We start from the raw sequence: 12,123 nt of genomic DNA on the forward strand, positions 1-12,123 counted from the left end.
TTAACAAGCTTCCTGCGGCATCAGCGATCCGTGTTTGCCCCAGAAACGGCATGCACCTGTTCCCGGCAAGATCCAAAGACGGGGGATTAAGACGCACAGGAATTTGCTTGTATGTAGGACGCTTCCTTTTTTAGAAGCGGATTGGTCGCCGCAGGATGCTGTACGGGGGGCTGGAGACGAGCTTTGAGGCGTTGGATTGTCTGGTCCTGAGACAGAGGTAAACCTGTTTCAGGACCAGACAAAATTTACCCGGCAGCCATCAACGTCCGGTTTGTTTGTCCAGCGCAGCCTCCGCCGCAGCAATTTCAGCCTGGCGCTTGACGATCATGTCGCCCACTGGTGGCCCCTGGAAGCGCCGGGCTTCAAAACCGAACCAGACGATGGCCGTCAGCACCAGGAAGCCGATGGTGATGTACAGCGCCCAATCGTTCGGTGGCTGGATGCCGATGACGAAAATGATGATCATCGACAGGATCGAGAGGATGGCGAACACCGAGTACCAGAATCGCCCCATGTTCCATGGTCCCATGGTCGGCCACTTCGACGTCCCGTAGGTAAACAGGCCGAGCACGATGGGAATGGCGAAGGAGAAGAACAGGAAAATCACCGTGCAGGACACCACGATCGTGTAGACCGGCGTTGCCCCGACCGAGATCACCGACGAGCCCCAGTCGAACAACACGGCAAGGGTGGCACCGGTCCAGATCGCTGCCACCGGGCTGCGAAAGGTCGGCGAGACCGAGGCCAGGGCTTTGGAGCAGGGCAGGCCACCGTCCCGGGAGAACGCGAAGATCATGCGCGAAACCGAGGTGACGGTGGCCAGTCCGCAGAGCACCTGCGAAATGAAGATCGCCACGAAAAGCACCAGTTTCAATGTCGGGTTGACCTGGGTGTTCATGGCCCAGAAAAACACGTTCCAGCCTTGTTTGGCTGCCTCGTCCATGTTCGGCAGCATCAGCACGAACGCGCTGAGCATCAGCCAGCCGAACAGCAACGACCAGACCACCGACATGACCATGCCGCGCGGCACCGACATGGCCGCGTTGCGGGTTTCCTCGGAGGTATGCGCCGAGGCGTCATAGCCGGTGATGGTGTAGATCGGCAACAACAGGCCGAGCATGAAAACCCAGCCGTTGGAGACCTGCGGCCAGACGCCGCCGCCCGCTTCGCCGGAGTAGTTGCCGAAGGTCCACAACCGGGCGAATTCATAGCTGGGTGCCGAGATCAGGCAGACGATGGTCAGCGCCAGCGCCGTGGCGAAGATCAGGTAGCCGGAGAAGTCGGTGAGCTTGGCCGTCAGGCCGATACCCAAGTGGTTGCACAAGGCCTGAAGGCCCGTGAGGATTGCCAGGAAAATCACCCGGACCGTGGTCGTGTCCTCCATGCCCAGTGCCGGTCCGAAGGCACCGAAAAAGAAGTAATAGGTTCCGACGTTGATCGCGCCCAGCACCGTGACCAGCCCCAGCAGGTTGAACCACGCGGTCAGCCAGCCGGTGAAGCGGTTACCGAGGATCGAGCCCCAGTGGTACAGGCCGCCGGCGGTGGGGTAGGCCGAGGAAATCTGCGCCATGGCCATGGCGAACACCCCGGAGATCAGGCAACCGATCGGCCAGCCGATCCCGATGGATATGCCACCCGCGCCCGAGGTGCCCTGGGCCAGGGAGTTGATACCACCGGAGAGGATGCAGATGATCGAAAAGGAAATGGCGAAGTTGGAGAAAACCCCCATTCGTCGTGAGAGTTGCTGGGCGTAGCCCATGCTGTGCAGCACCTTGACGTCATCGTCGTGCGCTTCGGTGCCCGGCTGGCTTGTTGGGTTCATTGTTGTGTGCCCCTTTTCAGGTTTTGGACAGGCCGAACTGAGCCGCCGTAGGCTCGACCTTGGTTTTCTGTAGGAGCGAGCTTGCTCGCGATGGACGTCAACGATGACGCGGGGAGCCTGACACCCCGCGTCATCCACAAGTCCATCGCGAGCAGGCTCGCTCCTACAGACGGCCGTGAAGTGCCGCGTCGAAAATCTTTGCCACGCCGTCCCGGGTCAAGGGCAGTGGGTTGCCACCTGCCGAAGGGTCGACAATCGCCATGTCCGCGATCAGGTCGGCCTGCCGGTCATCCACGCCCAGTTCAACCAGGGTATGGGGCACGCCGATGTCCTTGCGCAGCTTGAGGACGAAGGCCAGGAAACTGTCGAACCCCGGCGAGGGCAGGCGCAGGTACGCCGCCAGGCGGGTGATGCGCTCCTCGATGGCCGAGCGATTGAATTGCAGCACATAGGGCATGAAGGTGGCATTGGTCATGCCGTGATGGGTGTCGTACAGCGCACCCACCGGATGGGAGAGCGCATGCATCCCGCCCAGGCCTTTCTGGAATGCCGTGGCGCCCATGGCTGCCGCCGCGAGCATTTGCGCGCGCGCCTCAAGGTCCGATGGCGTGTGTACGGCCTTCACCAGAGAGTTGGCCACCAGGCGCATGCCTTCCACGGCAATGCCATCGGCCAAGGGATGAAAACCGGGGGCGCAGTACGCTTCCAGGCAATGGGACAACGCGTCCATGCCGGTGCCGGCGGTGATCTTGGCCGGCATGCCGACAGTGAGGGCCGGGTCACTGATGACCACGCGCGGCATCATTTTCGGGTGGAAGATGATGCGTTTGGTGTGGGTACGCTCGTCGATGATCACCGCCGCGCGACCGACTTCCGAGCCGGTCCCCGCTGTGGTCGGCACGGCAATGACCGGGGCGATGCGGCTGTCGTCGGCGCGGGTCCAGTAGTCGCCGATGTCTTCGAAATCCCAGACCGGGCGGGTCTGGCCGCTCATGAAGGCAATGAGCTTGCCCATGTCCAGGCCACTGCCGCCGCCGAAAGCGATCACACCGTCATGTTTGCCGGCACGCCAGGCGTCGAGCCCGCCGGCCAGGTTGGCTTCCACCGGATTGGGCTTGAGATCACAGAACAGCGCCACCCCCAGACCGGCGGCGCGCAATGCGTCGAGGGCTGCCGTGGTGATCGGTGCGCGCGCCAGGCCGCTGTCGGTCACCAGTAAGGGTCGCTGGATACCCTGGCTGCGACAGACCTCGGCCAGTTCGGCGATGCGCCCGACACCGAAACGAACGCTCGTGGGGTAGCTCCAGTTTCCTGTCAGGTTCATGGTCTACACCTCGTGACGCAGATGAAAGGATTTGGCCCGGGTCAAGTGCTCGTAGCCCAATGGCGACAGGGTGACGCCGCGCCCGCTGTTCTTCACGCCGGTCCAGGCCAGTGCCGGGTCCAGGTAATCGCAGCGGTTCATGAACAGCGTGCCGGTGGCGATCTCGTTGCCCAGCCGTTCAGCTGCTGCGAGGTCTTGGGTCCAGATGGACGCGCTGAGCCCGAACTCACTGTCGTTCATCAAGGCGATGGCTTCTTCATCGCTGGCCACCGGCATGATGCCGACCACCGGACCAAAGCTTTCATCGCGCATGACCGACATTTGATGGCTGACATCGACCAGGACCTGCGGCGCGAGGTAGGCGCTGCCCGGCACGTCGCTGGGAAATGCCTGCGGATCGATCAGCGCAGTCGCGCCCTGGGCCAGCGCTTCGGCGATCTGGCCACGAACGAAAAATGCGGCACCCGGTGTCACCAGCGGACCGAGGGTTGTGGCTTCGTCCAGCGGGTTGCCCAGCACGTACTGGCGGGTCAGTTCGGCAAAGCGCTCGACAAACACCGGGAAGATTTTCTGGTCGACGTAGATGCGTTCCACGGCGCAGCAACTCTGCCCGGAATTGAAGAAACTGCCGTCCACCAGGTTTTCCACCGCATGCTCGAGGTTGGCGTCAGCCCGCACGTAGGCCGGATCCTTGCCGCCTAGCTCCAGGCCCACGCCGATGAAGCGTCCAGTGGCGGCGCTTTCCATGGCCTTGCCGGCATCGACTGAACCGGTGAAGTTGACCTGCTGTACCCGGCCCGAATCAATGATCGCGGCGGTCTGCCGATGATCGAGCAGCAGGTTGTGGAACAGGCCATCCGGCAGGTTGGCGCGGCGCATGGCTTCGGCGAAACGCTCACCCACCAGCAGCGTCTGCGACGCATGCTTGAGGATCACGCTGTTGCCGGCCATCAACGCCGGGATGATCGTGTTCACCGCCGTCAAATAGGGGTAGTTCCACGGCGCGACCACCAGCACCGTGCCCAGCGGCTCGCGCTTGATGTAGCGCCGAAAACCCGCCACAGGCTCCGGCTCTACAGCGGCCAGCGCTTGCGGCGCGATGGCGATCATGTGCCGGGCACGTTCGGCAAAACCGCGCAGTTCGCCGGCGCCATAACGCACCGGGCGACCCATCTGCCAGGCCAGTTCCGGCACGATGTCGGCCTGCATCGACAACATCGCGTCCACTGCGGCGCTGCACAATGTTGCGCGTTCGCTCAGTGAGCGGCGTTGCCATGACGCCTGTGCGCTGGCAGCGGCGGTCAGCGCCTGCTCGACCTGCGCCGCATCGGCCATCTCTCGTTCGACGTACACCCGGCCATCGACCGGGGAGATCAATTGCACCTTCGCAGTCATGATGTTCTCAATAGCGCTCGAAACCGCGCTGCAATTCCCAGTCGGTGATTCGCCGGTCGTACTCTTTCTGTTCCCACTCGGCGGTGTGCACGTAATGGTCGACCACCTCATCACCGAACGCCTCGCGCAACATGCTCGAGGCCTTGAGGGCGGCGCTCGCTTCGCGCAGGGTCTTGGACACTTCTGGCAAATGCTCGTCGAGGTAGGCGTCGCCTTCGAACGGCGGCGCCAGATCGAGCTTCTCGTCGATACCCGCCAAACCTGCCGCGATCAGCGCGGCGAAGGCCAGATAGGGGTTGAGGTCGGCACCGCCGATGCGGCATTCGATGCGGATGGCCTTGCTGCCTTCGGCACACAGGCGAAAGCCGGCGGTGCGATTGTCGCGGCTCCAGACCGCCCGCGTCGGCGCAAACGTACCAGCCTGGAAGCGCTTGTAGGAGTTGATGTAGGGCGCGAGAAAACAGGTGATGTCGTTGGCGTACTTGAGCTGCCCGGCGACCCAGGCCCGCATCAGTTTCGACATGCCGAACTCGGCTTTCGCGTCGAAGAACAGCGGCTTCTTCGCGTTCTTGTCCCACAGCGAATTATGGATGTGACTGCTGGAGCCGGCGGCGTCGTAGCGCCACTTGGCCATGAAGGTGATCGCCTTGCCCTGCAACTGCGCGATCTCCTTGCAGGCGTGCTTGATGATGACGTGGTGGTCAGCCATGGTCATGGCATCGGCGTAGCGGATGTTGATCTCTTCCTGGCCCGGGCCCCATTCACCCTTGGAGTTTTCCACGGGAATGCCCGAGGCCTGCAAGTGCTTGCGGATCGCCCGCAGCACCGGCTCTTCGCGGGTGGTCTGCAGGATGTTGTAGTCCTCGATGTAATGGCCGGCGGTTTTCGGTTGGTGATAGTTGCGCTGGTGGATCGCTTCATAGCTCTCATCGAACAGATAGAACTCGAGTTCCGAGGCAAACATGCCGGTATAGCCGCGCTCGCGCAGACGCTCGACCTGTTTTTTCAGAATCGCCCGCGGGCTGTGGGGCAGGTCCTGGCGATGGTGATGATCGAGCACGTCGCACAGCACCAGCGCCGTGCATTCAAGCCAGGGCACGCGCCGCAGGGTGGACATGTCGGGCTTTAGCACGAAATCGCCGTAGCCCTTGCTCCAACTGGCCGCGGCGTAACCCGGCACCGGTTCCATGTCGATGTCGTCGGCCAGCAGGTAGTTGCAGCAGTGGGTTTCTTCGTGGCCGCTGTCGATGAAAAACTCGACCTGGAATCGCTTGCCGACCAGGCGTCCCTGCATGTCGACCATGCAGACCAGCACGGTATCGATTTCGCCGGCGGCAGCGGCGCGTTTGAGTGCATCAAAGCTGAGGAGGGGCTCTGTCATCACGGCAATCCTGCGTGAAAGGTTTGGGCCAGTCTGGGATAGCTGTTGCAGACGCTCTCCAGAAAAACCCAAAACCTGCAGAACCGAGCATCATGAGCAACGAGTTGATCAAAGCTTAGCCTACCGTTGCAATGTGCAACTATTGCCAGGTAAAAGCCACCGCACGACCTGGCCCCCTGTAGGAGCAAGCTCGCTCCTACAGGTCAGGGGTGGTCGCCTTTACTCCGGCAATCCCGCCAGGCGCAATCCATCGACGAAACGGGCGAAATCCTCAGGCCGTTGAATGGGCAGCCAGTCCTTGAGGGTGCCGAGGTGCAAAGAGGGATCCAGCGCTTGCAGGCGTTGCATCGCCCACGTCGCTTTATCCATTCGACCGCCGAGTGCATGACTGGCCGCCACCAATGCCGCCGCAACCAGCAGACTGGGCAGGTTGCCCAGGGCCTTTTCCGCCCAGTCCGCAGCGGTATCGAAGTGCCCGGCGAAGAAATGTGAGAGCGCCATCCCGACCTGCATCCTGAACATTTCCGGATCCAGCGGACTCAAGCGAACGGCATGGTTCAAATGCTCGATGGCCGCGTCTGTTTCACCGTGCAGCGCCCGCAGGATACCGCCCAGGAACCAGGCGGGGGCGAGGTTGGGATTGAGCAGGCGCGCCCGGTCCAGCAGTGCAATGCCGGCGTCGACTTCGCCGGCGAGATGAGCCAGCGCATGTCCGCCCCGGGTCAACGCGACAGCATCATCGCGACCGAGGGTCACTGCCAGACGCGCCAGCCGTATGCCCTCGGCGATTTCTGCAGGCCGATCGGTCATCCAGCCATTGAGCTTGCGCCAGAAGTGGCACCAGGCGGCCATGCCATAGGCCGAAGCAAATTCCCCATCGAGTTCGATGGCCTGGTAGAACATCGGCAGCGCCTGTTCGATGGCTTCCCGGCTGCCGCTGTGCAGTTTTGCCATGGCCCGCAGGTAGTAGTCATAGGCGTCCAGGCTTTCCGTCGGCTTGCGCTTGGCGCGTTCGATTTCCGCCCGCTCCAGTTGTGGCGCGATCGCGCCGACGACGCTTTCGGTGACTTGGTCTTGCAGCTCGAAGATGTCGTCGAGCAGGCCTTCGAAGCGCTCCGCCCAGATGTGCGTCCCGCTCGTCGCGTCGATCAGTTGCCCGGTAATGCGCAGCTTGTTCCCGCTCTTGCGCACGCTGCCTTCGAGCACGTAGCGAACGCCCAACTCCTGGCCAACGCCCATGGCGTCCACCGCCTGGCCCTTGTAGGTGAAGCTCGAATTGCGCGCGATGACGAACAGCCAGCGGATACGCGACAGGGCGGCGATGATGTCCTCCACGACGCCATCGGCGAAATACTCCTGCTCCGGATCGCCGCTCAGGTTCTGGAACGGCAGGACGGTGATCGAGGGTTTGTCCGGGAGGACGAGCATGGGGGAGGGGGGTTGTTGCGCGGCAACGGTCGAGCGTTCATCGATATCAGGCTGTCGTGCTTCCCCGGTCAAGTCGCCGTTGATCCGGCCAACGAAGCGGTAGCCTTTGCGGGCGACGGTGCGTACCAGGCGCTGCTCCTCACCGGTATCGCCGATGGCCTTGCGCACGGCATTGATGTGGCTGGTGATTGTCGATTCCGAAACGATCCGGCCGCCCCACACAGCCTTGAGCAACTCGTCCTTGCTGACGACGCGATCGGGATTGTTGACGAACAGCAGCAACAGGTCGAAGACCTGCGGTCCGACGGCCACGACCTGCCCGCGCAGGGTCAGCTCCCGGCGCTCCTGATCGAGTACGTAATCTTCAAACGTGAATGGCAAGTTGAGCATCCCCTGGCGAAGCGCCCTCAACTCCGTGTCCCAGGCGGCTGGCGGTTGGTAACTGGGGACGATGATACGGCAGCTCGACACCCGCTGCACCGTCCGCGGCAAGGGAGGCTGGAGGAACCTCAGTAGCCTTGGACATAAATCCAAGCGCTCGCCAAGGTAAACCCAAGCCCGGCGCAAGGACTTGCCTGGTGCGCGCAGGCAATCTCTCTACACCGACGCAATGGTTGCAGTCGACAAGTGGAGAAAAGTCATGAAGATCGTCGTCATCGGAGGCTCCGGCCTCATCGGATCGAAGCTTGTGAAGACCCTGTGCGAACGCGGCCATGACGCGCTTGCCGCCAGCCCCAGCACGGGCGTGAACAGCATCACCCGCGAAGGCCTGGCCGAAGCGATGGATGGTGCCGATGTGGTGGTCGACGTGGCGAACGCGCCGTCGTGGGAAGACCAGGCCGTTCTCGACTTCTTTGAAACGTCGAGCCGTAACCTGCTGGCCGCCGAAGCCGCTGCCGGGGTTCGTCATCACGTTGCCCTGTCGATTGTCGGGAGTGAACGGCTTCCCGATACCGGTTATTTCCGGGCCAAGGTCGCGCAGGAGGCCCTTATCAAGGCATCCAGTGTTCCCTACACCATTGTGCGTGCCACGCAGTTCTCCGAGTTTGCCGGCGGCATTGTCCAGTCGTTCGCCGTTGGCGAGGAAATTCATGCTTCGCCGGCGCTGATCCAGCCGATAGCGTCCGATGACGTGGTGGCGGCGTTGGCTGATGTCGTACTGGCTGCACCGCTCAATGGCACCGTTGAAGTCGGCGGCCCGGAAACCATGCCGATCGACGAACTGGCCAGGCGCTATCTACGGGCGACCCAGGACAACCGCAAGGTTGTGCCGGATGTACATGCCCGTTACTTCGGCGCCGTGCTCGACGATCAATCGCTGGTCACCGGCAAGAACGCACGCCTGGGGGCGATCCGCTTCGACGACTGGCTGGCCCGGTCGACGGCGCAGTAACGGATCGCACCCTCACATTTCCCTTCCAATCCAGGAGAAATCCCATGGTTACCCGATTGCTGATGGCCGCTGTCTTCGCCGTGCTCTCGATCAGCGCCGCATCGGCCGCCGAGCCGCCCCCCGGCAAGGTGACGGTGGTGTTCGACCGTCCGATTCCCAACATCCCCGGCAAGAGCATGAGGGGCGTGGTCGTCGAGTATGGTCCGGGTGCCGCATCGCCGGCCCACACCCATCCGAAAACGGCCTTCATCTATGCAACGGTGCTGGAGGGCTCGTTTCGCATCAAGGTCAAAGGCGAACCGGAAAAGGTCTACAACGTCGGCGAAAACTTCGTAGAGGAGCCGGGTTCTGTGCACCTGGTCAGCGCCAACGCCAGCGACACCCAACCTGCACGCCTGTTGGCGGTGTTCGTCCTCGACACCGACGAAAAAGTACTCGTAACGCCCATCAAGCAGTGAGCCGATCAACCCGCTCATGAAAGCTCGACAGCCGGGCGGCAGGCCCTGCCGCCCAGTGGCTGCGTCAGTTTTCGGCACTGAACAGGAAATGGAAAAATGAACTCGCTCCTGGACAAGGCCGCCATTGCCACCAGTGCAAATAGCGGAGCGCCTGTGGTCGTGGCGCGGCGCAGCAAGCGCAAGACCATCGGCCTGTTGCTGTGTGTCGCGGCCTTGACGGTCGTGGCGGTTTGGGGAGCCATGGCGTTTTCAAGTGGCGTGACCTCGACCGACAACGCCTATGTCCGCGGGGATGTCACCTCGCTCGCCGCCAAGGTGGCCGGCTATGTCACGGCGGTCGAGGTCCGGGACAATCAGGCCGTGCGTGCCGGTGATGTGCTGTTTCGTATCGATGACCGCGACTATCGCGCCAAACTTGCGCAAGCCGAGGCCAATGTCAGCGCCGCCCAGGCGCGCCTGACCCATGTCGATGCGCAAATCCAGCTTCAGCATGCGCTGATCAGGCAGGCCGAAGCACAAAGGCGCTCGGCCACCGCCGACATGAGCCTGGCGGCCAAGACCCACGACCGCAGCCGCAAGCTGATCGTCAGCAATGCGGTGAGCCAGGCCCTGGTCGATGAAACCGGTACGGCGCAATCCAGAGCCGCGGCCTCGGTTTCGGCCGCTTCGGCAACGGTCGAGGCACAACAGCAACGCATCGCGGTGTTTGTGGCCGAGCGCGAGGCTGCCGTGGCCGCCGTGACGCAAGCACAGGCCGCGCGCGATCTCGCCCGGATTGATCTCGACCACACCGTGGTGCATGCGCCGGTGGATGGCGTGGTGGGTAACCGTCAGGTTCGCCTCGGCCGTTTCGTAACGCCAGGCGTTTCCCTGCTCGATATCGTGCCGGTCAACGATGTGTGGGTCGTGGCGAATTTCAAGGAAACCCAGCTCGAACATATTCGCCCCGGTCAACCCGTGCGCGTCACGGTCGACGGCTACCCCGATGCGGCACTCGATGGCGTGGTCGATAGCTTTGCCCCGGGCAGTGGTTCGGCGTTCAGCCTGCTGCCGCCCGACAATGCCACCGGGAACTTTGTGCGCGTCGTGCAGCGCGTGCCGGTGAAGATCCGCCTGGCCCACAATCCGCTGCCGGGGCGCATCGTGCCGGGCCTGTCCGCGCGGGTAGAGGTTTCGCAAGGGGCCGGCTCATGAGCCGCGTTGCCTGCGCCACACCGAGCGGCGCCAGGACGACGAACGGCGTCCTGCTCATGGTGGGCATCGTGCTGGCGACGTTGACGGAAGCGATCGCCAGCACCGTGCTGGCCCTCGGCCGCAGCGACATCATCGGCGACACCTATGCCACACCTGACGAGTTCGCCTGGCTGGATGTCGGCTACATCGCGTTCAAGCTGATCGGGTTCATGCTCGCCCCTTGGCTGATGCAGCGGTTTTCTGCACGCAACGTGATCATTGGCGCCACCCTGGTCATGGGCCTGGCGTGCTGCGTGGCTGCCATTACCGCCTGGCTGGAGCTGCTGATCGCACTGCGCATCCTGCAAGGCTTCGCTGGCGGTACTTTGTTGGTGGCGGGCCAGGCGCTGATTTTTCGCGGTTATCCGCGCGCCCTTCAGCCGATCCTGCAAGCCCTGTTCGCCATGGCGGCCGTGGTCGCGTCCGCCACCCTCGCACCGGCCCTGCAAGGGTGGTTGATCGACAGCCAGTCCTGGACCTGGATCTTCTTCAGCGTGGTGCCGCTGGCCCTGGCGGCGTCGGGGCTCTTGATCATAGCTGACCACCCCATGCCCGCCAGGGGCCGGCAACGTTCGTTTGACTGGCTCGGCTGTGCACTGATCGGTGCCGCGCTGTTCTGTTTCACCTACGTGCTCAGCCAGGGCAGCCGCTGGGACTGGTTCGAGGAACCGCGCATTCTAGTGATGACGGTGATCGGCGGCGCCGCACTGCTGGCCTTTCTCGGCCAACAGGTTTTGGCCAACGGCCAGGGGTTGCTCGATTTCAGCCTGTTCAAAACAAGCGATTTCACCTTTGCCTTTTGCGTCAGCTTCGTCGCCGGTGCCGCCCTGTTCGGCAGCGCCTATCTGATCCCGGCGTTCGCCCTGTCGGTACTCGCCTTCACACCGACCGATGCCGGTCTGCTTCTGTTGCCCAGTGGCGGTTTTTTTGTCGGTTCGCTGCTCATCGCCGCCTATCTGTTCAAGGTGCGCCGCGTGCCGCCGGTGGCGACCGTGCCCTTGGGCATCCTGCTGATCATGGGGGCGATGTGGATGCTGTCAGGCTCCACCAGCGAAAGCGGCAGCGACGACATGATGGCGGCCATCCTGTTGCGTGGCCTGGGCCTTGGCTTCCTGTTTCTTTCGATCACGTTGATTGCTTTCACCCACCTCAACAGCCGCAACCTGGCCAGCGGCATCGGCCTGTTCAATACAGGACGCCAGTTGGGTGGCTTGATGGGCGTCGCCGGGCTACAGACCTTGATCGACCATCAGGTAGTCAGCAACGGCGTAGTCCTCGGCGCCAACGTCACCCCGGGAGGACATGCGCTCATCGAACGGCTGATGACCACAACTACGATGCTGGCGGGGAAGGGCATGGATCAGGTGGCCGCTGGCCGGGCAGCTACCAGCCTGCTGGGCAAAGCGGTGTCAGGTCAGGCTACGGTGATTGCTTTTGATACGGCATTCTTCGCCGTGGCCTTGCTGTTCGTCTTTGCCGCGCCCATCCTGGTTGGCATCAAGTTTGGCCTCTCGCGATCCGCCAAAGTGCGTGAACAACGGGCGCATTCATGACCCACACGAAAAAGCCCGGCTGTTGAGGCCGTGGTTTCTGTTTGTGGCCTGCGCAACCTTTGTAGCAGCTGCCGAGCACCGCGAGGCTGCGTTCGGCGGCGCAGCCGTCGTAAAATCAGATTGTGCGGTGTGTCAG

The 12,123-nt window shown here is 62.8% G+C and carries 9 protein-coding genes; 4 read left to right on the forward strand and 5 right to left on the reverse strand.

The window, feature by feature from the left end; genetic code table 11:
• Positions 1 to 259: 259 nt before the first annotated feature.
• From AC07W4_RS27520 to AC07W4_RS27540, 5 genes are all read right to left on the reverse strand, one after another.
• Complete coding sequence (locus AC07W4_RS27520) at positions 260 to 1,822, reverse strand: amino acid permease (RefSeq protein ID WP_495034687.1); 1,563 nt, start codon at positions 1,820 to 1,822, stop codon at positions 260 to 262.
• Positions 1,823 to 1,985: 163 nt separating this feature from the next.
• On the reverse strand, positions 1,986 to 3,146 hold the full coding sequence (locus AC07W4_RS27525; protein WP_495034688.1) for an iron-containing alcohol dehydrogenase: 1,161 nt from the start codon (positions 3,144 to 3,146) through the stop codon (positions 1,986 to 1,988).
• A 3-nt stretch (positions 3,147 to 3,149) separates the two neighbouring features.
• Positions 3,150 to 4,541 carry an aldehyde dehydrogenase family protein gene (locus AC07W4_RS27530; RefSeq protein ID WP_495034689.1) on the reverse strand — a complete coding sequence of 464 codons (1,392 nt, stop codon included), beginning with the start codon at positions 4,539 to 4,541 and terminating at the stop codon, positions 3,150 to 3,152.
• 7 nt (positions 4,542 to 4,548) lie between these two features.
• The gene (locus AC07W4_RS27535) at positions 4,549 to 5,922 is read right to left on the reverse strand and encodes a glutamine synthetase family protein (protein WP_495034690.1); all 1,374 of its coding nucleotides are present in this window, start codon (positions 5,920 to 5,922) and stop codon (positions 4,549 to 4,551) included.
• Between the two features lie 219 nt (positions 5,923 to 6,141).
• Complete coding sequence (locus AC07W4_RS27540) at positions 6,142 to 7,731, reverse strand: winged helix-turn-helix domain-containing tetratricopeptide repeat protein (protein ID WP_495034691.1); 1,590 nt, start codon at positions 7,729 to 7,731, stop codon at positions 6,142 to 6,144.
• Between the two features lie 259 nt (positions 7,732 to 7,990).
• On the opposite strand from AC07W4_RS27540, the gene AC07W4_RS27545 reads away from it, so the two are divergent.
• The 4 genes from AC07W4_RS27545 (at position 7,991) to AC07W4_RS27560 (ending at position 11,987) form a co-directional block, all read left to right on the forward strand.
• A complete protein-coding gene (locus AC07W4_RS27545; RefSeq protein WP_495034692.1) occupies positions 7,991 to 8,743 on the forward strand; it encodes an SDR family oxidoreductase in 753 nt (250 codons plus the stop codon).
• A 44-nt stretch (positions 8,744 to 8,787) separates the two neighbouring features.
• Positions 8,788 to 9,201: a cupin domain-containing protein gene (locus tag AC07W4_RS27550; protein ID WP_008049261.1), complete on the forward strand. Its 414-nt coding sequence runs from the start codon at positions 8,788 to 8,790 to the stop codon at positions 9,199 to 9,201.
• A 96-nt stretch (positions 9,202 to 9,297) separates the two neighbouring features.
• Complete coding sequence (locus AC07W4_RS27555) at positions 9,298 to 10,395, forward strand: HlyD family secretion protein (RefSeq protein WP_495034693.1); 1,098 nt, start codon at positions 9,298 to 9,300, stop codon at positions 10,393 to 10,395.
• Complete coding sequence (locus tag AC07W4_RS27560; protein WP_495034694.1) at positions 10,392 to 11,987, forward strand: DHA2 family efflux MFS transporter permease subunit; 1,596 nt, start codon at positions 10,392 to 10,394, stop codon at positions 11,985 to 11,987. The genes AC07W4_RS27555 and AC07W4_RS27560 overlap by 4 nt, the downstream gene beginning before the upstream one ends.
• Positions 11,988 to 12,123: the final 136 nt, after the last annotated feature.

Source organism: Pseudomonas sp. GW821-FHT02A08 (genome assembly GCF_059422045.1).